Genomic DNA, 26238 nt, shown 5'->3' on the forward strand with positions numbered 1-26238 from the left:
GCAGCAAGTAACAGGCCGGATCATTTCACGTGAACCGGCCTGTTACTTATTCAGAATGACTGGATACCGGGTTACCAGACTCCTGGCCTTCCGACTTGTGGTTACTCGTCTCTACGCGACGCCTGGCTGTCATTTTATAGATCAGCGGAATCGTAAAAAGTGTCAACAGGGTTGAAACACTGATCCCCCAGACAATCGCCGTGGCTACCGGCCCGAAGATCAACGATTTACCGCCCAGCCCCACCGCCAGCCCCATCAGCCCTGCCATGGTAGTGGCTGCAGTGATGATGATCGGCACCAGTCGACGACGCGCTGCATAAACTATCGCATGCTGAACGCTCATCCCGGCTTCGCGTCGACTGTTGGCAGCCGCCATCAGCACGATGGCAGAGTTCACCGCAATACCCGACAGCGCAATCAGGCCATACAGGGTATACAGGCTCAAGGGGTTCTTGCTGAACCAGAGCCCATAGGCCACACCGGTGAACGCCATTGGAATGGTCAGCAGGATAATCAGTGGCTGGAAGTAGCTGCGGAACTGCGCCCCCAGTATCAGATACATGAGGCCGACACCCAGCACAAACAGGATCACCATCGCATCCAGCGACTCCTGAATATCATCCAGCTCACCGGAAAAATCCAGCGAGATTCCAGGATGAGAGTCCGCCAGTGTTTCCCAGGCATCCATCACCTGCTGGTTGGCTTGCAGGGTATCGATCACACTACGATCCAGATCAGCCTCCAGCGTAATCGAGCGGCTGAAGTTGTAGTGGCGAAGGCTTGCATACCCCGTCTGCACTTCCATATCCAGGAGTTCGCTGAGCGGTACGCGCTGCCCGGCAGGTGTCGCGATCTGCGTATCCAGCCAGCGTTGAATATCATCCGTTTCCTGCACCTGACTGCGGATGCGCAGATCAACCTGCTCTCCACGATCACTCATCTGCGCTACCACTTCACCATCTGTCAGAATGCGCAATGTGCGCATGACGCTGCCGGCATCCAGCCCTGCACGGGCGATCGCAGGCATGTTCAGGTGGGTGATCAGTTGCTGACTACCCGGCGCCGCATCATTGGTGATATCGGTGACACCTGGAATCGCTTCCAGTACCCGTGTCAGATCATCGATAGCGGCCTTGATCTCCTCATAGTCATCCCCTCTGACCTTAATACTGATCGGCATTGAGCTGGGTGGTCCGTCTGCCAGTTTCAGCAGACTGACAGTGGCCGGCACCGGCGCCTGTGCCAACAGATGATCACGCAGCCCATCGATGATCTCATCCGCGTTGCGTCCGTTATTGTGCCTTGGAGTCAGGCTGACAAAAATCTGACCATAGGATTCACCGATCAGGGGTTCCGTTTCGGTAAACATCTGACCGGCATAGGGTACCAGCGAGCGTACCTCATCCGGCTTCAGCCAAGCACGTGTCAGGGCCTCCACCTGCTGCGTTTTGTACAGTGTATTGTCCAGCGTGGTGCCTGCTGGCATATCCACATTGACATAGAACACCTGCAAGGTATCCGCAGCAAAGAAATTAGTCGCAATGCGCTCAGTGGCCACCAGCCAGACTGCCGAAGCAAAGGCGCTTATCAGTACCAGCAGCGTTACCCAGGGGTGACGGAAACTGCGTACAAGAATACGACCATATAGGTTACGCATCCGTCGCAGAGTATGTTCACGGCGGGAGTGAATGGATGCAACTGAGCTGTGTTGAATATTCAGGAAGTGACTTTGTGACGGCAGCATCCAGAACGCCTGCACCAGACTGAACACCAGTGCGATGGTCACGACCATCGGAACAATACGCATGAAGTCGCCCAGGATACCGGGTAGCAGCATCAGAGGCAGGAAAGCTGCCATAGTGGTCAGGACAGCCGCCAATATCGGCCAGCCTACCTCCTGCATCGCGGTAATCGCGGCTTCGATCGTCGTCATCCCCTGATGAAGGCGCTGATGCATCGCTTCCACCATAACCACCGCGACATCCACCAGCATACCCAGTGCAATGATAACGCCAAGCAGCACCGTGAGGTTGAGTGTTTCACCGGTAAGGTTCAGAACGATAAACACACCGGTCAGCGAGAAGGGGATCGCCATTGCCACAAGCAAACCGATGCGCCAGCCGAGAAACAGCCAACTGACCAACAGAACGAAGACCAGGCCCTGTAAGGCGTTAGTCTGCATTGTGTCTATCGCTCGACGGGTCGATTCGGTCTGATCATCAGCCAGTACCACCCGGATTCCCTGCTCTTCATTGCGCTGGTTATAATCCTCTACAAAAGCCTCAAGCTCCTCAACCAGTACGAGCGTATTGGAATTCGCATCCTTCATCACGGCAAACATGACTGCTGGTTTATCTTCAAACAACACGCGCTGGGTGGCATCCTGCCGGCTGCGCTGAATACGTGCCACCTCTTCCAGCAGCAGCTCACCACTGCTGTGAGGCAGCACCATGCGCGCCAGTTGATCCGGGTCCGGTGACTGCCCTATATGCCGCACCAACCACTGTTCACTCGCAACGGTCAGCTTACCGGCCGCCTGATCGCGCCACTGCATCGCTATCATATCTGCCACCAGTGTTGGCGATAGTCCAAGCCCGGCCAGCAGATCAAAATCCAGCTGCACCTGTACCTCAGGATCATTCATCCCAACGCTGTCGGCACGATCCACTCCGCGTATCCGTTCAAGCTCGCGCTTGATCTGGAAGGCATGACTCCGCAGCATCTCATCATCCGCCTGGCCCTGCACAACAATGGTGGCTGTCGGAAAGGCATTCGCGCTGGTGATCTCGATGATGGTCGGTTCAATGATATCCGGTGGCAACTCATTGCGTTTGTTTTGTATTTCACGGCGCAGGTCATTCACACGTTTATCGAAGGTACGCTCATCCAGATCGCGAAAACGCACCAACACATTGGACATGCCGACACGTGAGGTACTGGCCACGAAGTTGACATCGTTAAGCTTGCGCAGCGCATCTTCCAGTGGCTGCGTCACACGCATCTCGATATCTTCCGCGCTGGCCCCCGGCAGGAAGGTCATGATCACGATCCAGTTGAAATTGATGGTCGGATCTTTCTGCCTGGGCATCAGATTGTAAGACATCAATCCGATCAACAGGACCAGCACAAACACCAGATTGGTGAAAACCGTATTACTGAGGAAACGACGAAGCATCACTCCTCCTTCTGCAGAGGCAGGCGATGATGACCAGATATCACGATCTCACGCTGTGCCCATTCAGGGGGAGCCGGAAAGGGCCGACCTTCCTGCGCACCCACCAGTGGGAAAAACTCCGGCCAGTCAGACTCAATCAGAAAGACCCCCAGCTCCCCCTCTCTTCGCAGAATCAGGTTGGCCGGGATATATTCCACGCCGTGATCAATCGTCAGTTGACCGATCATGCCGATGCGTGCGTTTTCCGGTGCTGTGAACCAGGTCTTCACGGTCCGACTGCGCGGGTCCTGCATCATGGACTGCCGAATCAATGATACCGGTTGGGCGCTGATGCCTGTCGCGCTGAACTCAACCTGCCACTGGTTACCGTTGTGCAGAAACAGACTCGCCGGTAGCTGTACTTCTATCTCGGCAGGGCTGATCTGCACCAGCTCAAGCAACGGCGTACCGGGGCTGACCCACTGCCCCTCGCCAGTCAGTTGCTGCAACACCGTCGCCTTGAAGGGAGCATGGATTTCACAGCGTTCAATCTGCCGTTCGGCCAGCGCCAGCTCGACACGAACCCCTTCAATCTGAGCGCGGGAACGTTCTACATCAGTTTGTGCATCTTCAAGTGAAGAGGTATCTGTAAGCTGGCGCGACTGTAGACCCTGTAAGCGTTCCGCCTGTCGCTCTGCGCGTTTCAGTCCAGCGTCAATATCACGTAATCTCGCCTGCAGAAGTGCCTGCTGCGCCTGGGTGTCCCGGCAATCCAGCCTGACCAGCAACTGCCCCTGCTCTACCGTTTCGCCGGGTCTTACCTGGATCTGTTCGATGCGGGCAGCCAGTTCGCTGGCGAGAAATGTATGATTCAGGCTGACAACTTCGGCCGCAAACTGCTGAACCAGTCGTTCACTGACCGACTCAACGGTTGCTACCGTGATTCGAGCACTCCAGGGGTCGGCAGCGACCGTTTTCTGGGCGAACCCGAACAGTGCCAAAAGGGCAAAAGCCATTCTCCATGTCATCTTCAGACTCCAGTAGAACTTATTATCAGTAGGCCACTATTTATAAACCATTATGCTCATGAGACCCATCAGGACGAACAGTATGCACGCCACCCAGCGAATCCAGGTCAGCGAGATGCGTTGCATCAACCAACTGCCGGCATAAGCAACCGGCACGTTGGCCAACATCATTCCCAGCGTGGAACCAGCTATCACCCAAAGCACGGCATCTTCGAAACGTGCCGCCATAATGACAGTCGCCACTTGTGTCTTGTCACCGATCTCGGCCAGGAAAAAAAGTATGCAGGTGGCGGTAAATGCACCGTAGGTCAGCACCCGCGTATCTGCTCCCTCATCCTTGTCTGGCACCAGTACCCAGAGCCCCACAGCAATGAAGCTGCCACCCAGCAACCAGGGTAACAACTGAGGTGGTAACCATTGCACCGCCCAGGCCCCCAACCAGGCAGATAAGCCATGATTAAGCAGCGTGGCCACCAGAATACCCAGAATAATGGCACTGCGCCGGGCATAGCGAGCAGCAAGAAAAAGAGTCAGAAGCTGTGTCTTGTCGCCAATTTCGGCGATGGCAACAACCAGCGTTGAGGAGATGAAGGCATCCATTTGAGCTATCCGGGTGGGCATAAAAAACCAAAGACACAGCATACCGGCCCACCAAGGCGGCATGTTGTGTCTCAGGTCTCATCAATCCCACAGTCGGGACGCTACTGCCATGAGCAATGAGGCTCAAGTATGTTGACAGTCGCTCAGTGTCTGCCCTTTAGAGCAGACAGGAAGATTACTCCCCCAAGATCGACCGAATAGTAGCAGAAAAAATTATTAAAGTCATAGCACTGGGTACGCCAGCGAACAGTGGACTGGAGCGCCTATCGAAATCGACTGACTGGCTTATTTTGAAGTCAGACGCAGGGTACCATCAAAATCCTGCTCCGGGTGCTTTTGACAACCAATACAGTAGTCCAGATAAAAGCGATACAGCTGCTGCGGCTCCTGCTCCAGTAAGCGTTTGAAAAGGATAGCGGCCTCAGCAAAACGTGCTTGTTGAAACAGTGATAACGCAGAATCCAGGCATTGTTGAGCTGCTAAGTCAAAGTTTACCCACTCCTGCTCCACGTATCCGATGCACTCATAGACGACAACCGGTTGCTCCCGTCCCTTGACTGCTCTGACCCAGACAGCGCAACCGATAAAGATCCGGCTGCAGCAGTGCTTGTCGGGTTGAATCCGTCAGCACGATATTCGCTCCGAATAACTTACACAGTCCTTCAGTGCGAGAGGCCAGATTCACCTCATCTCCGATACAGGTGTAGTCTGAGCGGTCCGCAGATCCCATTTCACCCACCACCGCCAGCCCTGTGTTCAGGCCGATGCCGATCTGTAAGCAAGGCAGTCCTTCTGACTGAAACGCCTGATTCAACTCTTCCAGCGCCATGATCTGTTCAATGGCCGCCTGGAGCGCTTGATCCGCATGTTTTTGATCAGGCAAAGGCGCATTCCAGTAGGCCATAATGGCATCCCCGATGAACTTGTCCACGGTACCCTTATGCGCTGTGATAATGCCGGTCATGGGCGTCATGTAACGGTTCAAGAGCAGTATAAGCGCCTTTGCTGAGCCTATTTTCTCCGACAGAGCCGTAAATCCTCGTATGTCGCTGAAAAAAACCGTCACCTCCTGCTCTGTCCCCTCAAGAATCAATGCATCACTGCGTAACAATTGCTCGACAACATCATGAGAGACTTTACGTTCAAAGCGACGAATAATTTTTTCTTTCTGTCGCTGTTCCAGCACGAAGTTCAACACACTCCCCAACAAGAAGAGAGCAGCAATCATAGCCAGTGGCAATAATAGATTGAGGACAAGTCCCTGAAACACAATCAGGTAATAGTGAAACAACGCCACCCCGATCAATAGAATCAACGACAGCAGACTGCCAGCGGCTGAGCCAGGCAGAATCAGGAAGCCCCACATCAGCGCTGCCAGAACCACCAGCAACACAATGTCTGCACCAGTTGCCCAGGCTGGTGTGACCAGAAAATCACCATTGAGCAGGTTATCAAGCACCGTAGCATGAACCTCGACACCGGGATAAACAGAATCCAGTGGCGTGCTGCGAAGATCAAGCAAGCCTGCTGCAGATGTCCCGATCAGAGCCATTTTGCCCTCTAGCGCGGAGTCAGGCACCCGACCTTCCAGCAGATCTACCGCTGACAGATAGGGGTAGTGACGGGCAGCCCCCCGAAAATTGATACGCAGGCGCCCGTGCATATCTGTTGACAGGTGATAGTCATCCAGGCTGATACCCTCAACCAGTGGCCCATCGTAACTGATCATGATGCGCGCCTTACCCAGAGCCAGGCGCGCCATTTCCAATGCCAGTGCAGGATAGATCATCTGCTCGTACTCCATCACCAGAGGAAGGTGACGAATGGTGCCATCTATATCAGGAAGTGTATTGATATAACCGCTGAAGAGTGTCGGCTCCTGGTGCTGCTGAATGCTCAGAATTGTCCGATACGGCTTCATCAGCAGACTATCGGGCGGTTTGCGATACTCAACGATCATCGGAGGCGGTTCCGGTGATAAGCCAGGCGGCAAGCCATCAGGCTCCATTGCAAATACATATCCGGAAACTGTCGGAGTGTTCACAATAGTCTGAATCAGTTGCTCATCAAAATCTGGCGCATTACCTACTTCCATTCCCAGCGCTGCCAGTATGCGCCGAGGTGAGCTTCTATCAGGTTCTGCAAACACCACATCAAGCCCGATCATGCCGATACCCGATAGCGTCAACTGATCCAGCAACTCAGCCACAAGATCGCGTGACCATGGCCACTGCCCTAACTGATGCAGACTACGCTCATCAATATCGACAATGACAATATCCGGATCAACCGGCTGCTCCCCGCGAAACACCAACATCTGATCCACCAGCCGCAGTTCAAATGTCTGCAGCAACGGCGGTGATGACAGGTAAAGTGACAAGCTCATAATCAGCATCGACATGGCCAACAAAAACTGCAACCAGATTCTGCGCATATCAGAATCGGATGATGTAGTTCAGTGCTGCGGTCGACTTGTCAAAGCTGTAGGGCCTCTGATTGGACGAATGATCGGCATGAGTCAAGGTCAGACTGACGGCAGATTGTTTATCCAACGCGTAGATGAGTGACATATCTATCCGATTGACCCTGTCTGAGCGCCGATTGGCAAACAGCAAATTGGTCTCGTCATAATCGGTTTGCCGCCAACTGTATCCGACACTGCCTCGCAGTTTGTCAGACAGTGACTTACTCAGCTCCGCGCTCAGTGACCACTCAGTCAGTGACGCCGGGTCTGAGAAGTATCGGCTGGAGGAGCGCTGGCGACGGTCTTCATAGCCCAGGCTCGCTGATATCAGCATCTCCTGCTCCGTCAGGTTCTTCTGTACACCGATCACGCCCTTATGACTCCAGGCATTTCTTGGACGGCTGTCAGTCGCATAGGACAGATGACTGATCAGATAGGTGGCAGATAACTGCAGTGAGGGTGACAACCGGTAGTCATAGCGTACAGAGGGACCGGTGCTTGTCAGATAGTGACTGTAATCGAGCAGTATCTCATCCAGATGGAAAGGAAAGCTGACTTTATACTGATCTGCATAGTAGGTCGGCGCAATCTGGCCCGACAGATAGAACAGATCGTTTGCTGACTCCTTCTTATTGTTGCGATTCATCACCAGAAAGCGGTTCTCCAGATACCAGCCACCACGCAGGCCGAAGTCATAGGTATGATCCAGCCTCAGAGCCTGGGTCAGACCGTAATCCGCTATCTTGTCTCGACCACTGATTCCGATGTTTCCAAAGCCAGGCAACTCGAAGCTGTTGGAGCCACCTATATCATTACTCGCATTACTGTCATAGCCAAGGCCGACCATCAGGGTGGTGGTGAGATGGTGACGACTCTGACGTGCAGTAAGCAACTCTCCAAACCCTTCTGCATCAGCGCGTATATCATCCGGCATATCAAGGCTGAGCGCGTGTTCCAGCTCGGTGGAAGCCATACTGTATTGATGCAGTTCATAGTACAGGCGTGCCATCTCCAGCCGACCGGCGACGTGATCCGGATCGATAATCAGCACACGATCCAATGACATCAATGCCTCATCATAGCGTTTCAACGCTATAGCACTGCGCGCCAGATAGAAGTTTACACTGAGGTTGTCCGGCAACCGGGTCTGCAGTGCAGCGAAACGTTCAAATGCCAGAGCGTAATCAGCTGCGACAAATGCCTCCATCGCCTGATCAAACGACTGCGTCATCGCAGCTTGCTGCTGAGTGGGACTTAATTCCTGCGCCAGCGACATCATCGGGACGAACAGTGGAGCCCCACATAACAGCAACGTTGTTCCTATTTTTGCCAGTTGTCTGTTCATCGTTCTGCCCTTATCACGCCCAGCGCCTGAATCTGGTTGGCCGAGTCAAGCAGGTTAAAGAATGCACCGATAGACTCGGCGTCGGGGCCAAAAAAGGTACCTGACATGGTACCGGGTACATTAAACGTACTGTCATACAGTCCAAAGGTAAAATTCGCACTGGGGAAAACAGTACCCCCACTGAGCAGAACATTCCAGAATCCCCCGGCACCACTACTGAGAAACTGCATAGTGCCGCTGTGTACGCCAGTTCCGAAGTCAAAGGTGATCTGGGTATTATTGAAACTATCCAGTGGTATCGTGTAGACTGGATCGCTAAATCCTTGATATACATGGCCAATTGCCTGACCGTTATAGGTGTACACAGCCTGGGATCCAATCAGGTTGTTGATGTGACTGAGTGTATCCTCTGTTTTTGGCCCAGCCACCCAGGTTCCACCAACCCAATAATCCCAGACAGAATAATTATCATCCGGGCCTGGCAGTTCAGTGACGGGAGGATAGAACGACACATTCTGGAATGCAGAGCTGTAGTAGCTGTAACGGAAAACAAGATACTTCTCCAACAACTCTTCCTGAGTCAGTTCAGGTGGCTCAACCGGTGTTAGATCATCATCACCAGGCAAAGGCCCAGACCCTGGTTCAGGTTCTGATGGCGCCAAAGGCGAATCATCGCTGCCACCTGGTAGCGTCTCAGACTGCTGATCGGTGCTTTGCTCCGCCAATGCCTGATCAGCCAATGCCGGATTCGCAGTCATGCTCATCAACTGAGCTGGCTGCCCCACTGACATGGACATGACACCGCTCTCTGACGCCTGTACACCACCTTCAGTATCAGAACTGGCTTGCAGCCCAGCACCGCTGGCCCGAATGACTCCAGACAATTGTGAGGCTGCAGGTGGTGGTTGATCAACATCAGTTGCCAACTCGTTGGCAATGCCCTGAGTCAGATCTTCAGGCTGCGTGGGTGGGAAGCCCTGTACGACCCGAGTGAACTGCCCGGCAGGCACATCCACCTGGGCACCAGTCAGATTTTCAATAACAAATATCTGCCCTCGAATCGTCACAAACAACTCAAAATCCGGTGTAACCTTACCGACAATAATGGTGCCACGGATACCGACAGTCGCTGTTCGGGTGTTCAGTCGAAAGCGTTCTGGCGACTGACGCGCAATACGTCCCGAAATCGCCTTGAAAGTCCCTTGGGCGATATTAAGTGTCAGTGCAGTATCCAGTTCGGTATTGACGAACTCATCAACGCGGAACTCAGCATTACCACCCAGCGAAATAACCGTGCCATCATTGAGGCTGATCTGGGCGCGAGCCCCCTGAGCCGTGACTAAAGTGTCACGTTCATTAAGCGGGCTCCCGGTGGTGGCTTCGATGGCAACCCTGTCTCGCAGTATCGAAGCATCTCCATAAAGCAAAGAAATATTACCGACTGAGGCGATAGCAAGTTGGGTAAAAAACAACAGATACAGGAAAATAAACTGACATATTAGTCGTTGCATGTGAAGTATCTCCTGACTGAGACAACCACCTTGCCATCTTTATCCCTGTAATGGACAGGCTAATCTTCTTCTGCACGTTGCGCCAACTGCCTGACTTGCGCTTCGAACACCCTTTTCAATATAGACCTGATATAAAGTGAGTCAATAATTAATCACTTGCCATAGCCACTAATAAAATCCATCAGAAGATGCGACTCCATCGGCTTCGCGTACAGATAGCCCTGAGCATCATCACACCCGAGTTTAAGCAGTTCGTTCTGCTGCTCCTGAGTCTCTACGCCCTCTGCTATCACCTTGATATTCAGAAGATGCCCCATCTTGATGATCAACGCCGCAATCACTTGATCCTCAACCCGATGAGCGAGACCACGAACAAAAGATTGATCTATTTTAAGGCGATCAACCGTCAGCTGCTGAAGGTAGCTCAATGATGAGTAGCCGGTGCCGAAGTCATCTATCGCAACCTGAAGCCCCCGATCTCGCAACTGGAGCAGAACCTCACCAACCGATTCAGAATTTTCCATCATGACGGTTTCGGTGACTTCAAGCTCCAGCATGCCCGGGTTGATCGACGTGCGTCTCAGAACATCATCCATCATGCTGATAAAATCCACGTCCACCAGCTGTCTCATCGACACATTCACAGCTACGACAAGCTCTTTACCGGTTCTATGCACCCAGATCTGTTGCTGTCGACAGGCCTCTTCCATTACCCAGGCCCCTATGGCAAGAATATGACCTGAGCTCTCTGCAGCCGGGATAAACAACAGCGGAGACATCAGATCGCCACCATGACGACGCCAGCGAACAAGCGCTTCTGCGCCTATCACCCCACGCTTGATCAGTGAAACCTGTGGCTGAAAATGTAGCAGCAACTCCCCCTGCGTCACACAGTGATGGAGCTCTCTGGCGATCTCCAGCCGCTGCTGTAGCGCTCGTTCAAACTCGATATTGAATACGCTGAAGCCTGCACGGAGTTTCCGCTTGGCATTTTTCAGTGCAATGCTGGCATTCTGCAGCAGGGTTTCTGCATCATTCCCATGATCCGGATAAAGAGCAATACCCAGAGTCAGGCTGACTGGCACTTCGTAGTTATCTATAGTCAGACCATGATCAAGCGACTTTTTGAGTTTTCGAAGATGAATCTCAAGCTTGTTGATATTCATATCCGTCAGAATGAAACAGAAGGTATCTGCCGACACTCTTGCCAGTTCGCACCCTTCACCAAAAAACTGTTCCAGACGAGCTCCTGTCATCATCAGTGTCTGATCACCGATTGCCCTGCCAAGCCCATCATTAATGGACTGAAAATTATCAATATCGGCCATCAGCAGCATGAACGGCGCTTTACCTTTAATGTAATGGCCCAGAATCTGAGCAAAGGCTGTGCGGTTAGGTAATCCCGTCAGATGATCGACAAATGCCAGCCGTTCAATTCGTTCGAACATCCGCGCATTATCAAATCCAACTGAGATGTTGACAGAAAACAGCTCCACCAGTTTGATATCCATATCACTCAGCGGACGCAGCGTTTCGATACGCACCACAAGCTCATCACCATGTGGAGAGCTCATATAAAAGATCACATGATCAACGTCGATTATATTCTCTCGACTGGCAAGCGCATGACTGATCTCCTTCAGCAGCTTCTCATCGTTGAGTGCCTCTACCGTGGAGCCGACCAGATCTGCATAACGCCCGAGCCCTGCCAGCACCTTGACCTGATTATCCTGAGCATCTTCGTGACAGCACAGGAAACCATTCTCATCGATATTGAGCATGCTGCACAATTGCATCAGTACCCCCCGGGCAAAGGTATGCACAGCACGCTCTAGAAACAGGCCTGACGCGCTCTGAATAATCAGATTCAGTCCCTGGCGATTGGTTTCTATGGTCTTGATCTGGTGGTAGGAACGAATTGCTGCTGTCAGTGTAGTGATCAAGCGACTGCGGGTCAGCTCACTTTTGCATTTGTAATCGTTGATATCATACTTGCTGATCACCTCAAGTTCAGGCGCATAACCTGGCTGACCCGTGCGCAGAATAATTCGGGTGCTGCTCTCTTCAAGCGTTTCACGGATATAACTGACCAGATTGAGACCAGCATCATCCGACTCCATCACCACATCAAGCAAAATACAGGCAAACTGAGGCTGACTCTGCAGCATTTTACGAGCCTCATCAGCAGAATACGCACTGAAAAAGCGGACAGGTCTATCCAGAATCAGATAGTCCTTCAACGCATAGCGCGTCGCCTCATGTACGCCGATTTCATCATCAACCACCAACACCGACCAAAACGACTCGGTCGCCACTGCGGTGGGAAATAACGATGCCTCTTCCTCTGTGAACAATACCAGATCTTTGTCATCATTCGAGTCATGGCTCATACATCACCTTTAGGATCTGCCTGGTCCGGGGCAGAAGTCGGCAACTCAAGCTTGACGGTCAGACCTGAACCGTACTCACTGCTCATCTGCACACTTCCACCCAGAATGCCGCTCACTATGTTATAGACAAGATGCAGACCCAGTCCTGAGCCGCCCTTTCCCAGTTTGGTGGTATAGAAGGGATCAAAAGCCTTTTTCAGTTGTTCAGGCTTCATGCCAATACCGTTATCGGTCAGGGTCAAGCATACCCTTCCCTCACCCAACAGCTCAGCATCAATAACGATCTCACCCGCCTCTACCCCTTCAAACCCATGCAGCAGCGTGTTGTTAAAGCAATTGGTTACCACCTGTCCCAGCGGCCCGGGAAAACTATCGAACTGTATGCCTGCGGGAATTTTAACAGTGACTTTATGTGGCGTATGTTTGATTCTCGGGCGCAAGGTATACATCACCTCATCCACCACCTCTTTCAGATCAAAGACACGCCGTTGTGAGCTCGTCTGATCAACCGCAACCTGTTTGAAATTGGAGACCTGCTCAACGGCTCGATGAAGATTTCTCTCCAGTATTCCAGTGGCTTCATCGACATTATCCAGATACTGATCAAGGCTCGAGCGCTTTAGCGTTCCATTCACAAGGGCTTCGCGGAACACTCGTGTATTCTCATGCAGCGATGACGCCACCGTGACACTGTTACCGACAGGTGTGTTGATCTCATGTGCAATACCCGCTACCAGACTCCCCAGCGACGCCATTTTCTCGGCCTGAATCAGCCCCTCCTGCGCCTGTTTCAGGTTTTGCAGGGCATCCTCAGCCATTTCACGGGCAGAGTGAGCACTCTGCTCCGACTCTGCCTGACGCTTCAAACTCTCATTGTATTCGGTTATCAACAGTCCCAGCTCATCCGTTGTACTCCAGTCGACGGGCTGTCGTTGCCCCGTGCGTTGATAATACCTGAGCGAATCAAACACACGATCCAACGGGCGCAGAATGGTCCAGCGAAAGGCCAGTGCAGTCGTCAGTGCCAGCGCGAGGAACAGCATGATGACAAGCCCGGCCAACTGCAGAACCTCCTTAGCGATGGTATGCCAGCCGTGGTCCACAAAGGTATGTAGATATACCTTACCTATCTGTAGTTGATTCCCTTGATGAGTATAATTGACCGGTGACCAGAAAAGCTCGGTCTGGCCAATCGCTTCTTCGGAGCAGTCGCCGATACGAATCGGCGTACGTGTGCTGCGCTCATACTCCAGCGCGATACAGATGATCTGGGGGTCTTCAAGCACAGACTCCAGCAGGGTGACAGAAACCGTATCGGAAAACTGCCATACAGGCTCTGCAAGCAGATATGCAACACGCGCAGCCTGATCCTGCGATACCTGCCGACTCAAGCGCTCAGCATTATTCAGCTCGTTGTAAGCCAGCACTGCCAGAAACACAGATGACGCGACAAAAAGTACTGGCAGCACCAGCAGTAGGAAACGGACACTCAGTGAAAACCTGACAGGCTCATGCATGAAGATATTCCGCCACTGATGAATCAAAAGAGTAAAAACAGATTCTTAGCTTCAAAGTTAGACTAATGGCGTCAGGAGTCAACACTCTGCGATTCCGGGCACCCATCCAAAGTGGGTTGATTCTGTTTGCTCGGAGCAGAGACTATTCGTTTCCTGTTAAGAATTCTGCCTGTAGAATATCCCTGTAACATTCACTGGTGAATATGACTTCTCAACCACCGACAACAGGCAGCATTGATGAAATTTCGTTTTCCCGTCATCATCATTGACGAAGATTTCCGCTCCGAAAACATCTCAGGTTCCGGTATCCGTGACCTTGCCCAGGCGATCAGCAGCGAAGGGATGGAGGTTGTCGGCTTTACCAGCTATGGCGATCTGACCTCCTTTGCTCAGCAAGCCAGCCGTGCATCCTGTTTTATTCTGTCAATCGACGATGAAGAGTTCGGCGGTGGCAGTGATGAAGATGTCGGCATAGCCCTGACAGCGGTCAGAAACTTCATAGCAGAAGTGCGTAAACGCAACGCCGACATTCCAATTTTTCTTTATGGCGAAACACGTACATCGCGCCATATCCCGAACGATATCCTGCGCGAACTCCATGGGTTCATCCACATGTTCGAGGATACGCCTGAGTTTGTGGCACGCCATATCATCCGCGAAGCACGCAAATATCTTGACTGTCTTGCACCGCCTTTCTTCCAGGCGCTGATGGCCTATGCCAGTGACAGCTCTTACTCCTGGCACTGCCCCGGACACTCCGGTGGCGTGGCATTTCTGAAGAGTCCGGTCGGGCAGATGTTCCACCAGTTTTTTGGTGAAAACCTGCTGCGTGCCGATGTCTGCAATGCCGTGGACGAACTGGGACAGCTACTCGATCACACCGGCCCCGTATCAGCCAGTGAGGCCAATGCCGCCCGCATTTTCAATTGCGATCATCTGTTCTTCGTCACCAATGGTACATCCACCTCCAACAAGATGGTCTGGCACTCAACCGTGGCGCCTGGCGATATCGTCATCGTCGACCGTAACTGCCACAAGTCGATACTGCACTCCATCATCATGACTGGCGCAGTACCTGTCTTCCTGATGCCGACACGTAACCACTACGGCATCATCGGACCGATTCCCAAATCCGAGTTCGATCCTGAAACCATCCGCCGCAAGATTGAGCAGAACCCCTTTGCCCGCAAGGCGAAGAACAAAAAGCCACGTATCCTGACCATCACACAAAGTACCTATGATGGCGTTCTCTATAACGTGGAAACCATCAAGTCGATGCTCGGGGACAGTATCGATACGCTGCATTTTGATGAAGCCTGGCTGCCCCATGCCACCTTCCACCCCTTCTACCACAATATGCACGCGATCGGCGAGAATCGCCCACGTTCGGAAGATACGTTGGTATTTGCCACTCAGTCAACGCACAAGCTGCTGGCCGGCCTTTCTCAGGCCTCACAGATACTGGTGCAGGATGGCACCAAGCGCAAACTGGATACACACCGCTTCAATGAGTCCTATCTGATGCACTCATCCACCAGCCCTCAGTACGCCATTATTGCTTCCTGCGATGTGGCTGCGGCGATGATGGAGCCTCCCGGTGGCAAGGCGCTGGTAGAAGAGTCCATTCTGGAAGCACTCGATTTCCGTCGCGCCATGCGTAAAGTGGATCAGGAGTTCGGTGATAATGATTGGTGGTTCCAGGTCTGGGGCCCCGATAAACTCGTCGAAGAAGGGATCGGCGATCGCGATGACTGGGTTATACACACGGATGACAAGTGGCACGGCTTCGGCGAAATAGAGTCAGGCTTCAACATGCTCGACCCGATCAAAGCCACTATTATCACACCGGGCCTGAATCTCGCCGGTCAGTTCGACGAACAGGGTATTCCTGCAGCAATTGTCAGCAAGTACCTTGCAGAACACGGCATCATCATTGAGAAGACAGGACTCTACTCATTCTTCATCATGTTTACGATCGGCATCACCAAAGGTCGCTGGAACTCAATGGTGACCGAGTTGCAGCAGTTCAAGGATGACTATGACCATAACCAGCCGATGTGGCGCGTGATGCCGGAGTTTGCCCGTAAATACCCGACCTATGAGCGGATCGGGCTGCGTGATCTGTGTAACCAGATTCACAACGTCTATAAAGAATATGATGTTGCGCGCGTCACTACCGAGATGTATCTGTCTGAGATCGAGCCTGCCATGACGCCGGCTGATGCCTGGGCACGCATGGCGCATCGTGATGTGGAACGAGTATCAATAGACGAGTTGGAGGGCAGAGTGACTGCCATGCTGGTAACGCCTTACCCACCGGGTATTCCGCTACTGGTTCCTGGCGAGCGGTTCAACAAGTCGATCCTTCGCTACCTGATGTTTGCGCGTGATTTCAATGCCATGTTCCCGGGCTTTGAAACCGATGTTCATGGATTGGTGCGCGAAAAGATTGACGGAAAAGACGCCTACTTCGTGGATGTCGTCAAAGTCTGATCTTCATCTGTGGCAGGAGTGCTACTCCTGCCACAATATTCACTTACAACTCCTCAGCACCTCAAACTCCAGATGAGGCTCTGGACGTGACTCTTGATGTACCCACCCAGATATAGTGGCGCGATCCCTTGCCGGATCTGTTCGGCCTGACAATCTTCTCCTCCACCTTGAATCCCGCATGGTGCAAGCGAGCCTTGAACATCTGATCGGGCCCGGCAGACCATACAGCCAGCACACCACCCGGTCGCAAAGCACGACGCGCCGCTTCAAGCCCTGCAATGGTATACAACCAGTTGTTCTCACGACGAATCATCGCTTCCGGACCGTTATCCACATCCAGCATGATGGCATCGAACCCACCCTTTTCTGAACGGATCAGCTCTGCCACATCCCCAACATGTACTTTACTGCGCGGGTCTGATAGCGGATGGCCCGATGCTTCGCCCATCAGAGTACGATTCCACTCGACTACCTCTGGCACCAGCTCTGCAACAACAACCTCTGCGGTCGGGCCTGCAGATTTCAAAGCAGCCGCCAGAGTAAAGCCCATGCCCAGACCACCAACCAACACTCTTGGAGTCTGTTTCTCAGCCATCCGCTCGCAGGCCAGTTCAGCCAGAGCAATTTCCGACCCATGTACACGTGTGTTCATCAGCTCTCCCCGACCGGGAATTTTGATGGAAAACTCACCATCATGGGAATAAAGCTTCAGCTCTGTCCGGGTATCAGGAATAAGGGCTGTGCCCAGCAGGATGGTGGGTTTCATGGAGCCTCAGCAAAAATGAGTAAAATTTAGAGTTGTAATATTCAGAGTCAGCAGGCAGGAACGCCGGGCGGCAATGCTAACCCGCTCAGATGACGGGGTCGAGAAAAATCACTCAACCGCCTCACAAGTTTATGCGTCAAGAACAAAAAAAAGCGGGCCAAGCCCGCTTTCAAAATGGATTGAGTTGATCAACCCGGGGAGATACCACGAATTTTTTCAGATCGGCGACGCAACAGCTCCACCGTCGTCAGCATTGCGATCGACAACAGTACCAAGATGCTGGCCACTGCCAGGATCGTTGGACTGATTGACTCACGAATACCCGACCACATCTGAATCGGCATCGTCGACTGCGCCGGACCCGAGATGAACAGCACTACCACTACCTCATCGAACGAGGTGGCAAAGGCAAACAGTGCACCCGAAATAACCCCTGGCAACACCAGTGGCAGTATCACCTTGAAGAAGGTAACTGTCGGGTTTGCACCCATCGATGCAGCGGCCCTGACCAGACTCTGATCGAAGCCAGTCAGTGTGGCAGTGACCGTAATCACCACAAAGGGTATACCCAGTGCGGTATGTGCCAGAATCACCCCCAGATAGGTCTGTGCTATCCCTATGCTGGAGAAGAAAAAGAACATACCTGCACCAGAGATAATCACCGGTACGATCATAGGTGAAATCAGTATCGCCATCACCACCGACCGATAAGGCATGAAGCGACTGGACAGACCCAGTGCCGCAATGGTGCCTAGCACCGTTGCCAATATCGTTGAGGCAATTGCAATGATGATACTGTTCTTGATCGAGTGCAGCCAGGCAGCCGACGTGAAGAAGTCCTGATACCACCTCAGTGAAAAGCCTTCTGGATCCAGAGTCAACATCTTCTGCGTAAAGGAGAAGTAAGGCTCAGCATTGAAGCTCAACGGAATAATAATAAACAGTGGCCCAACCAGGAAACAGAAGATCAGACCACATATTATTCTGAAGGCGTAATACCAGATCTTTTCAGCAGGTGTTGCGTAGGCAGGAACTGCCATAGGTATTTCCTCCCTTAACCCAGCTTCAGATTATCTGAACCGACGATGCGGTTGTAGAGTAGATACAACATGATAACCAAACCAAGCAGAATCGATGCGATTGCAGCAGCCAGCCCCCAGTTCAGTGATACCTGCATATGGTACGCAATGAAGTTGGTGATAAAGCGGCCAGACTCTCCACCCACCAGCGCTGGTGTAATGTAGTAGCCGATTGCCAGAATGAACACCAGTATGGCACCCGCTCCTATCCCCGGCAGTGTCTGCGGGAAGTAGACACGCCTGAAGGCGGTATAGCCTGTTGCGCCCATCGAGCGCGCAGCACGCATATAAGAGGGCGAAATACTCTTCATCACTGAATACAACGGCAGAATCATGAACGGCAGCAGGATGTGTGTCATCGCTACAATTGTTCCGATCTGGTTATAGATCAGCTGCAGCCGGTTATCGTCATCCACAACGCCGATAGAGACCAGAATATTGTTCAGCACACCCTGACTTTGCAAAATGGCGATCCAGCTTGTCGTTCGAACCAGCAAAGAGGTCCAGAACGGCAATAACACCATCATCATCAGCAGGTTAGAGGTACTCAACGGTAGACTGGCCAGTAAGAATGCCACCGGATAGCCCAGTATGAAGCACATGAAGGTAATCAGAATACTCATCCAGAGCGTCTTGACCATCAAGTCCACATAGACTCTGCGCGTTTCCGGCTGCCGAACCATCTCGCCGTCCTCGTTGTAACGCATATCCATTGCAGCAAGGTAGTAGCTCAAGGTATAGCCTGATGACTCACGCTTGATAACTCGCCAGACACCTGTGTCCGCCCAGTTATCGTTAGCATCAATCAGCGCATCCTTCCAGGACTCCGGATTTTCCAGATTGGTTATCCGTCGTGCTGTACCCGTGATGGTTGAGCGCATACCTGAATATTCATAATTCAGTCGGCTCGCCACACGGCCCAGATTACGATCTATCTGCCCCTGTTTGAGATCCCCAGCCAATGCGGCAAAAGTCAGCTCGTCAGGAAGACCATCACCGTCCCAGGCCTGAATCGCCATGGCTGTGTTGGGTAGCAGCGTAACCACTTCATTACTTTCGACACTACGTGTCAGCATGCTGAAGATCGGCATGACGAAAGTAATAACGAGGAAGATCAGCAATGGCGATACCAGCAGCAGCGCTCTTGCCTTGTTTTTGAACAGTGCCCGACGAAGACTTACCTTCAGCGGGCGCCCATCTGCGGCGAGCAGCGGTGCTGTCGCACCGCCGCTGCCGTTAACCCCGGGTTCGGGATTAGTTTGCGAGCCAGGCATCGAAACGCTCATTCAGTTCATCCTGATAGTCAGCCCAGAATTCATCATCTTTTGGCAGAGCCGTAGCAAAGTTAGGCTCATATGTCGGCATATGTGGAGTCATTTCCACGCCGGTTGGGATGTGATTACCGACTAGTCCAGCCGCACTCATACGAGAAGGACCATAAGAGATGTAACTCGCCTGACCGGCGTTACGCTCTGTATCCGTGGAAAAACGCAGGAACTCCTTGGCAGTATCCATTTTGCCTTGAGGTACAACCCAGCCATCCAGCTCGAATACCTGCCCATCCCAGATGATTTCGAATGGCTGACTCTCGTTCACCTGAGCGTCAAAGATACGACCGTTATAAGCAGAGGCAAACGCGACTTCTTTATCTGCCAGCAGCTGTGGTGGCTGTGCACCTTCCGACCACCAGATGGTGTTGTCTTTGATGGTATCCAGCTTGGCGAAAGCACGCTCCAGGCCCGCTTCAGTCGCCAGCATGTCGTAGACTTCACCATGCGGCACGCCATCGGCCAGCAGCGCCCATTCCAGGTTATTGATTGGACGACGTTGCAGTGAGCGCATGCCTGGATAGTTTTCCAGATCGAAGATATCGGCTATCTTGGATGGCTTCTTGTCTGCAGGGAACATCTCGGTATTGAAGGCAACGATGTTGGAGTAAACGATGGTGGCTACAAAGCACTCATCCAGCGCACCTGGTACAAAATCTTCACTCGCTGGTGTTCCATCTGGTGCTGGTGACAGCAACTCATCATGATCCAGTACTTCGATCAGGCCCTCAGCACAAGCGATTTTGGCATCTGCCGGTAGCATATCCACCAGATCCCAGGTCACGTTACCAGCCTCTACCTGTGCACGAAGTCCTGCCAGACCGGTCGCAGAACGGTCAATATTGACAATGCGCTGCCCGGTTTGCTCAGTCCAGGGCTTGGAGTAAGCCTCTTCCTGACTCATGGTATAAGCACCACCCCAGGAAACCACGTTCAGAGGTTCCTGAGCCTGAGCCACAGATACGACACCCAAAGTGCCCAGCATCACGGCAGCCGTCAAAGCGGATTTACGAAAAGATTTTTTCATGTGTAGCTCCTGCATGTTGTTTTTGTTCAGGCATATGCCTGCGTTTCGATTCACGCATCTAATGCGCGACAGTCACTTACGTTCCATCCAACTGTTATCTTGTCTCCCGCCTTATGGCGGCTGACACCGAAAGAGTTAGGGGTTTTTACAATGAAATTGTCATTTCCAGCAACGGCAAATCGGGTTCTGAGATGATCTCCCATGTAGATCACCTCATGCACCACGGCATCCAGAATATTAGGTTGTGTCCCGGGTTCCGGATTGATCACAACGCGCTCAGGGCGAAGTGACAGGGTGCTTTTCTGCCCCTTACCTGACACGTTAACCGGCAGTGCACGCACCATCTGCCCGCCAGGCAGTTTCACAGTGGCTTCCTGTTCGCTCAGCTCCAGTACATCACCAACAAATGCGTTGTTTTCACCGATGAAGCTCGCTACAAAGGCATTTTCAGGTGCTTCATAGAGCGCTTCGGGTGAAGCAAGCTGCTGTACGATACCGTCATCAAATACGGCGATGCGATCTGACATGGTCAGCGCTTCGGACTGGTCATGTGTCACATAGATCATGCTGACACCCAACTGATCATGGATATGCTTGATCTCGAACTGCATTTCTTCGCGCAGGTTTTTATCAAGCGCACCCAGAGGCTCATCCATCAACACCAGTTCCGGCTCAAACACCAGTGCACGTGCAACGGCAACGCGCTGCTGCTGACCACCGGACAACTGAGCTGGACGACGATCACCAAAATTCTCCAGGCGAACCATGCTCAGTGCACGTTTCACTTTGGCGGTGACATCAGATTTATTGATATTGCGAACTTGAAGAGGGAAAGCAAGGTTTTCGGCGACGGTCATGTGAGGAAAAAGGGCATAGTTCTGAAACACCATCCCGATTCCTCGCTTGTGCGGCGGTAAACGGGTGATGGGTACACCATCGAGCAGAATCTGCCCATGGGTCGGTACCTCAAAGCCAGCCATCATCATCAGGCAAGTCGTTTTACCTGAACCAGAGGGCCCAAGCAGTGTAATGAACTCTCCCTGATCCATATCCAGGTTGAAGTTCTTAACAACAAGAGATTCTCCATCATAGGTTTTTTGCACACTGTCAAAAACCACGAAGGATTTTTTCTTCTCTTTCCGATCCATATTGGTCGGTGTTTCCATTGGTAGTTCTCCTCCCGACTTTTGGGCTGGGCAGATCGACCAAACAAGCCTGAACTGACAAAACAGTTCAGCAGCACAGTCGTAATTATTGTTCTTATAAGAAACATATCTGAATATGATTGATAGTACAACCGGCGCAAAGGCTGCAAACGACACTTTGTATAAAAGTACCGACATTTTGTATAATTTTTATAAAATACTGATAATTAAAGGAATTCTTACATTCCATTTTGGAATTGCATTTCAGCCCCATCAAAAGATGGATCATAAAGTGGGATTTCGCAACCTGAAATGTTGATGCAGAAGGCTTATTTATCAACAGCGGCTGAAGGTGAACCAGAGGTCAGACAGGTCCTGTCATGATTAACAGGACCTGGTATTGAGACAGTCGCGAAAGGAGTTAATCCGGGGTCGTCAGCCCTCACCTTCAACGCGATTACCACCGCTGTGACGGGCCACAGCCAGATTCTCTTCAATGCGCTTGAGCATATCCGGAGCCGTATCTTCAAGTCCGATGATAGAAGAAACGCCTACGCTCACAGTACACTTGAGAATGCCTGTCGGGTAGGGTACCTCCAGCTCATGCACCAGACGTCTGACACGCTCGCCTGCCAACATCGCCTGCTCATGGTTGGTTTCCGACAAAAACAACGCCAGTTGGTCATCACCATAGCGCGCCAGAAAATCAGACGTACGTTTCATACGGTGCAGCTCGGTCACAATCTGCCGCAGAAGCTGATCACCCGCATCCCAGCCAAACTGATCGTTTATGTCACTGAAGTTGTCGATATCAATCAACAACAGACTGCAGATACCGTCATAACGTATCGACTGCGCCACGTTCTGTTCCAGTACCGGTAAAAGCGCACGCCGGTTATAAGCACCTGTCAGGGAGTCACGTTGCGCCTGATGTGTGATCTTGCGCTCAAGCCTCTTACGATCATTCATATTTTTGGACACCCAGACAATTACATTATTGTCTGCCGCCCTCATACGACCTTTGTAAGCAATGGGCTCTGGCATGCCAAGTTCGCTGAAAAAAGGCATATGCTCCGGACGAAACGCATAGTCAGCGTGTACTGTATCACCAGATTCAAACGCCTTCTTGCCGAGATCACTGAAATAGCTGGCCATATCCTGTGGAAGAATATCGCTCAGTTTCTTTTCAAGCAGTTGACTGGCATCAAGCCATTCCTGATCACCGGCACTGGCGCCGATCACTCTATCATCCTTGAGCAGCAACACCATATCAGTGGTTACTGCCAGGAGTGCATCGAACTGATTGAGTAAAGCCTTCTTATTCTCAGACATTTCTTACTCCAAACCGGTTATCAAAATAGTCTGTCTTTAAGCAAATTAAACCATATTGCCAAAAAAGGAAACACATCGCTGGCAATTGCTCCTGCATTGCCAGCATACTGTCCATCCTTGGACATAAAAGCAAAACAGCCACCCGAAGGTGGCTGTTTAGTATAGGCTGAAAATCAGACCTTTATCAGGCGCTGAGTTCCAGCAACAACTTGTTAAGACGCGACACATAGCTTGCAGGGTCATCCAACTGACCACCAGCCGCCAGCTCGGCCTGATCAAACAACACCAGCGCCAGCTCCGAGAAGCGGTCTTCGATACTCTCCTGATCGAGTTTCTGAATCAGCGGGTGCTCGGGGTTCACTTCAAAAATCGGTTTGCTGTCAGGCACTTTCTGGCCAGCTGCTTCCATGATTTTGCGCATCTGCAGCCCCATATCATAGTCACCCAATACCAGACAGGCAGGAGAGTCCGTCAAACGGTGTGTAACACGCACATTAGAGACACGCCCTTCCAGCACCTTGTCCAGCCGCTCGATCAGCCCCTCAAACTGTTTGCTGACTTCCTCCTGCTGCTGTTTCTCCTCTTCCGATTCGATATCACCCAGCTTCAGTTCACCTTTGGTCACATCCTGCAAAGACTTGCCATCGAAATCAAATAACTGGCTCATCATCCACTCATCGATACGATCACTGAGCAGCAGCACTTCGATGCCTTTCTTGCGGAATATTTCCAGATGTGGGCTATTCTTCGCCGCATTGAAAGAGTCAGCCACAACGTAGTAGATCTTGTCCTGACCCTCTTTCATGCGCGCCACGTAGTCTTCCAGCGCAACCGTCTGCTCTGGCTTGCCTTCATGAGTGGATGCAAAGCGCAACAGCTTGAGTACTTTCTCGCGGTTGGAGTAGTCTTCAGCCGGGCCCTCCTTCAGCACCTGTCCGAACTCTTTCCAGAAGTTGTTGTACTTCTCGGTATCGTCTTTGGCCAGCTTCGCCAACATGTCCAGAACACGCTTGGTCAAGGCTGAGCGCAGCTTATCGACATTCGGATCTTTCTGTAGAATTTCACGCGATACATTCAACGACAGATTGTTGGTGTCGACCACCCCGCGAATAAAGCGCAGGTACAGTGGCAGGAACTGATCTGCCTGATCCATGATGAATACGCGCTGCACATAAAGCTTCAGCCCACGGGGAACATCACGGTTCCAGAGGTCATATGGCGCATTTTCCGGTACATACAACAAGCTGGTGTATTCGAGATTACCTTCAACCTTATTGTGTGACCATGACAGCGGTTCATTGAAGTCGTGCGAGATATGCTTGTAAAAAGCCTGATAGTCCTCATCACTGACATCATTCTTGCTGCGCGTCCAAAGTGCTGTGGCACTGTTGACGTTTTCATACTCGATGACTGGTTCGGCTTTCGCCTCTTCACCTTCCTCGTCAGCCGGCATCGCCTCTTTCAGCATCTGCACGGGCACGGCAATATGATCAGAGTATTTGCGCACCAGTGAACGCAGGCGCCAGCCATCAGCAAACTCGCTTTCAGATTCTTTCAGGTGCAGCACAATGCGCGTACCACGGCTGGATTTTTCAATCGTACCGATCGAGAAGTCACCCTCACCGGCAGAGGACCAGTGCACACCTTCTGTGACGGGCAAACCGGCACGACGTGAGTAAACATCAACCTTCTCGGCAACAATGAAGGAGGAGTAGAAACCGACACCAAACTGGCCGATCAACTGGCTGTCTTTTGCCTGATCACCTGTCAGATTGGACATGAAGCCAGCTGTACCGGACTTGGCGATCGTACCCAGATGATCGATCACTTCCTGGCGGCTCATACCAATACCGTTATCATCTATCGTGACGGTGCGGGCATCCTTATCGAACTCAACACGCACTCTCAGATCGCCATCACCCTCATAGATGTCGGCGTTGGAGAGCGCTTCAAAACGAAGCTTCTCAGCCGCATCTGACGCATTGGAGATCAGCTCACGCAAAAAGATCTCTTTATTGGAATACAGAGAATGCACCATCAGGTGCAGAAGCTGTTTTACTTCGGTCTGGAAGCCAAGTGTTTCTTTCTGAGTTTCTGTGCTCATAAATCTATTACCCAATCAATCACTGCAGTCGTTTTGTTCAAAAAACATACACGCACCTGGCATGTACACTGAAAATTCTGCTACGTGGTGAGGATATGGGGTAAGACCCGGGTTTTTTCAAGGGCGCCAAGTGGGAAGATAAAGCAAGTGTCCCCTTTTCAGAGGCCACCCATGGATTTATCGTCCTGACGGCGATCATAAAGCTCGGGGTTCAACTCCGAACTCATCATCAGGGTTTTCAACGTGGAGGACGCAAATTCACGACGATAGAGTACAAACACAATCACAACAGTCAGAATCATGAACAACCAGGGGTTGATCATCCAGCTCAAGACCGGAATGCTGAAGTAATAGGAGCGTAGCCCCAGGTTGAAATTATTTGCCGCCATCGACGACATCTTGGAAATACGTGCCGCATGTGCTTCATTCGCACGTCGGTCTACACCCTCTTGCGGCATGGGCGCACCGCCGATCATCACAGAGACAAAGCCGTACTGACGCAGGCTCCAGGTGAATTTAAAGAATGCAAATACGAATAGAATCACCATCACCAACAGCTTCAGTTCCAGCTCTTCCTTTGTAGCGGGATAAGCAAAGGGGATCTCGGCGACCAGCGTGATTGCCTTGTCCATGGCACTGAAAACCGTCAGCAGGCCCGCCAGCACCAGTATGGTGGTGGATGCAAAAAACGAGACACTACGCTCCAGGTTAGCCACGGCGGTGGTGTCAGTGATACGGTTTTCCCGCATCAGCATGTGACGCATCCATTCGGTGCGATACAGGTGCAGAATACTCGCCAGGCAAGGCGTGTTGTAGCTCTTGACTCTGGTATAAGTCATATAGCCATTGAAGCAGATCAGAAACCAGACCAACGCGATCAGGTTCAGCCAGTTCCCCGAAATAAAACTCAGCAGATCTTCCATTCAGTCGACTCAACATCCGCAAATAGTGTCGC

Annotated in this window: 18 protein-coding genes; 1 reads left to right on the top strand and 17 read right to left on the bottom strand. The window is 51.9% G+C overall.

Features of this window, described 5'->3' with window-relative positions; genetic code table 11:
- Positions 1-46: 46 nt before the first annotated feature.
- From ACK3CJ_RS13615 to ACK3CJ_RS13655, 9 genes are all read right to left on the bottom strand, one after another.
- The gene (locus ACK3CJ_RS13615) at positions 47-3175 is read right to left on the bottom strand and encodes an efflux RND transporter permease subunit (protein ID WP_409522763.1); all 3129 of its coding nucleotides are present in this window, start codon (positions 3173-3175) and stop codon (positions 47-49) included.
- Positions 3175-4182, bottom strand: coding sequence for an efflux RND transporter periplasmic adaptor subunit (locus tag ACK3CJ_RS13620; RefSeq protein ID WP_409522764.1), 1008 nt, complete (start codon positions 4180-4182; stop codon positions 3175-3177). The genes ACK3CJ_RS13615 and ACK3CJ_RS13620 overlap by 1 nt, the downstream gene beginning before the upstream one ends.
- Before the next feature lie 36 nt (positions 4183-4218).
- Positions 4219-4782 (bottom strand): TMEM165/GDT1 family protein, encoded by a 564-nt coding sequence (locus ACK3CJ_RS13625; RefSeq protein ID WP_409522765.1) that lies wholly within the window; start codon positions 4780-4782, stop codon positions 4219-4221.
- A gap of 285 nt (positions 4783-5067) precedes the next feature.
- Complete coding sequence (locus tag ACK3CJ_RS13630; protein ID WP_409522766.1) at positions 5068-5292, bottom strand: hypothetical protein; 225 nt, start codon at positions 5290-5292, stop codon at positions 5068-5070.
- A 13-nt stretch (positions 5293-5305) separates the two neighbouring features.
- The gene (locus tag ACK3CJ_RS13635; RefSeq protein WP_409522767.1) at positions 5306-7216 is read right to left on the bottom strand and encodes a CHASE2 domain-containing protein; all 1911 of its coding nucleotides are present in this window, start codon (positions 7214-7216) and stop codon (positions 5306-5308) included.
- Position 7217: 1 nt separating this feature from the next.
- Positions 7218-8591: a tetratricopeptide repeat protein gene (locus tag ACK3CJ_RS13640; protein WP_409522768.1), complete on the bottom strand. Its 1374-nt coding sequence runs from the start codon at positions 8589-8591 to the stop codon at positions 7218-7220.
- The gene (locus ACK3CJ_RS13645) at positions 8588-10102 is read right to left on the bottom strand and encodes a FecR domain-containing protein (protein WP_409522769.1); all 1515 of its coding nucleotides are present in this window, start codon (positions 10100-10102) and stop codon (positions 8588-8590) included. Before ACK3CJ_RS13645 ends, ACK3CJ_RS13640 begins: the two co-directional genes overlap by 4 nt.
- A gap of 152 nt (positions 10103-10254) precedes the next feature.
- Positions 10255-12492 carry a bifunctional diguanylate cyclase/phosphodiesterase gene (locus ACK3CJ_RS13650; protein ID WP_409522770.1) on the bottom strand — a complete coding sequence of 746 codons (2238 nt, stop codon included), beginning with the start codon at positions 12490-12492 and terminating at the stop codon, positions 10255-10257.
- Positions 12489-14009 carry a sensor histidine kinase gene (locus tag ACK3CJ_RS13655; RefSeq protein ID WP_409522771.1) on the bottom strand — a complete coding sequence of 507 codons (1521 nt, stop codon included), beginning with the start codon at positions 14007-14009 and terminating at the stop codon, positions 12489-12491. The genes ACK3CJ_RS13650 and ACK3CJ_RS13655 overlap by 4 nt, the downstream gene beginning before the upstream one ends.
- A 237-nt stretch (positions 14010-14246) precedes the next feature.
- Between ACK3CJ_RS13655 and ACK3CJ_RS13660 the strand changes: the two genes are divergently transcribed.
- Positions 14247-16502: an Orn/Lys/Arg decarboxylase N-terminal domain-containing protein gene (locus ACK3CJ_RS13660; protein WP_409522772.1), complete on the top strand. Its 2256-nt coding sequence runs from the start codon at positions 14247-14249 to the stop codon at positions 16500-16502.
- A 61-nt stretch (positions 16503-16563) separates the two neighbouring features.
- Here ACK3CJ_RS13660 and ACK3CJ_RS13665 read toward each other — a convergent pair whose 3' ends face one another.
- From ACK3CJ_RS13665 to ACK3CJ_RS13700, 8 genes are all read right to left on the bottom strand, one after another.
- Complete coding sequence (locus ACK3CJ_RS13665; protein ID WP_409522773.1) at positions 16564-17268, bottom strand: spermidine synthase; 705 nt, start codon at positions 17266-17268, stop codon at positions 16564-16566.
- A gap of 188 nt (positions 17269-17456) precedes the next feature.
- Positions 17457-18308 (bottom strand): ABC transporter permease, encoded by an 852-nt coding sequence (locus ACK3CJ_RS13670; protein ID WP_409522774.1) that lies wholly within the window; start codon positions 18306-18308, stop codon positions 17457-17459.
- A 14-nt stretch (positions 18309-18322) separates the two neighbouring features.
- Complete coding sequence (locus tag ACK3CJ_RS13675) at positions 18323-19633, bottom strand: ABC transporter permease (RefSeq protein WP_409522775.1); 1311 nt, start codon at positions 19631-19633, stop codon at positions 18323-18325.
- Positions 19602-20702 carry an extracellular solute-binding protein gene (locus ACK3CJ_RS13680; RefSeq protein ID WP_409522776.1) on the bottom strand — a complete coding sequence of 367 codons (1101 nt, stop codon included), beginning with the start codon at positions 20700-20702 and terminating at the stop codon, positions 19602-19604. Before ACK3CJ_RS13680 ends, ACK3CJ_RS13675 begins: the two co-directional genes overlap by 32 nt.
- A gap of 50 nt (positions 20703-20752) precedes the next feature.
- Positions 20753-21868 carry an ABC transporter ATP-binding protein gene (locus ACK3CJ_RS13685; RefSeq protein ID WP_409522777.1) on the bottom strand — a complete coding sequence of 372 codons (1116 nt, stop codon included), beginning with the start codon at positions 21866-21868 and terminating at the stop codon, positions 20753-20755.
- Between the two features lie 414 nt (positions 21869-22282).
- Entirely contained in the window at positions 22283-23179 is an 897-nt protein-coding gene (locus ACK3CJ_RS13690) for a GGDEF domain-containing protein (protein WP_409522778.1), read from the bottom strand.
- A gap of 184 nt (positions 23180-23363) precedes the next feature.
- Positions 23364-25283, bottom strand: a complete 1920-nt coding sequence (gene htpG, locus ACK3CJ_RS13695; protein ID WP_409522779.1) for a molecular chaperone HtpG — start codon at positions 25281-25283, stop codon at positions 23364-23366.
- 158 nt (positions 25284-25441) lie between these two features.
- The gene (locus ACK3CJ_RS13700; protein ID WP_409522780.1) at positions 25442-26206 is read right to left on the bottom strand and encodes a DUF599 domain-containing protein; all 765 of its coding nucleotides are present in this window, start codon (positions 26204-26206) and stop codon (positions 25442-25444) included.
- Positions 26207-26238: the final 32 nt, after the last annotated feature.

The sequence above is a fragment of the Nitrincola salilacus genome, from assembly GCF_046271865.1.
In the GTDB taxonomy this organism is placed as follows: Bacteria; Pseudomonadota; Gammaproteobacteria; order Pseudomonadales; family Balneatricaceae; genus Nitrincola; species Nitrincola salilacus.

Coding starts and splice junctions, on each gene's coding strand:
- ACK3CJ_RS13615 (WP_409522763.1), bottom strand. CDS start 3,175: ATGCTTCGTCGTTTCCTCAGTAATACGGTTTTCACCAATCTGGTGTTT.
- ACK3CJ_RS13620 (WP_409522764.1), bottom strand. CDS start 4,182: ATGACATGGAGAATGGCTTTTGCCCTTTTGGCACTGTTCGGGTTCGCC.
- ACK3CJ_RS13625 (WP_409522765.1), bottom strand. CDS start 4,782: ATGGATGCCTTCATCTCCTCAACGCTGGTTGTTGCCATCGCCGAAATT.
- ACK3CJ_RS13635 (WP_409522767.1), bottom strand. CDS start 7,216: ATGCGCAGAATCTGGTTGCAGTTTTTGTTGGCCATGTCGATGCTGATT.
- ACK3CJ_RS13640 (WP_409522768.1), bottom strand. CDS start 8,591: ATGAACAGACAACTGGCAAAAATAGGAACAACGTTGCTGTTATGTGGG.
- ACK3CJ_RS13645 (WP_409522769.1), bottom strand. CDS start 10,102: ATGCAACGACTAATATGTCAGTTTATTTTCCTGTATCTGTTGTTTTTT.
- ACK3CJ_RS13650 (WP_409522770.1), bottom strand. CDS start 12,492: ATGAGCCATGACTCGAATGATGACAAAGATCTGGTATTGTTCACAGAG.
- ACK3CJ_RS13655 (WP_409522771.1), bottom strand. CDS start 14,009: ATGCATGAGCCTGTCAGGTTTTCACTGAGTGTCCGTTTCCTACTGCTG.
- ACK3CJ_RS13660 (WP_409522772.1), top strand. CDS start 14,247: ATGAAATTTCGTTTTCCCGTCATCATCATTGACGAAGATTTCCGCTCC.
- ACK3CJ_RS13665 (WP_409522773.1), bottom strand. CDS start 17,268: ATGAAACCCACCATCCTGCTGGGCACAGCCCTTATTCCTGATACCCGG.
- ACK3CJ_RS13670 (WP_409522774.1), bottom strand. CDS start 18,308: ATGGCAGTTCCTGCCTACGCAACACCTGCTGAAAAGATCTGGTATTAC.
- ACK3CJ_RS13675 (WP_409522775.1), bottom strand. CDS start 19,633: ATGAGCGTTTCGATGCCTGGCTCGCAAACTAATCCCGAACCCGGGGTT.
- ACK3CJ_RS13680 (WP_409522776.1), bottom strand. CDS start 20,702: ATGAAAAAATCTTTTCGTAAATCCGCTTTGACGGCTGCCGTGATGCTG.
- ACK3CJ_RS13685 (WP_409522777.1), bottom strand. CDS start 21,868: ATGGAAACACCGACCAATATGGATCGGAAAGAGAAGAAAAAATCCTTC.
- ACK3CJ_RS13690 (WP_409522778.1), bottom strand. CDS start 23,179: ATGTCTGAGAATAAGAAGGCTTTACTCAATCAGTTCGATGCACTCCTG.
- htpG (WP_409522779.1), bottom strand. CDS start 25,283: ATGAGCACAGAAACTCAGAAAGAAACACTTGGCTTCCAGACCGAAGTA.
- ACK3CJ_RS13700 (WP_409522780.1), bottom strand. CDS start 26,206: ATGGAAGATCTGCTGAGTTTTATTTCGGGGAACTGGCTGAACCTGATC.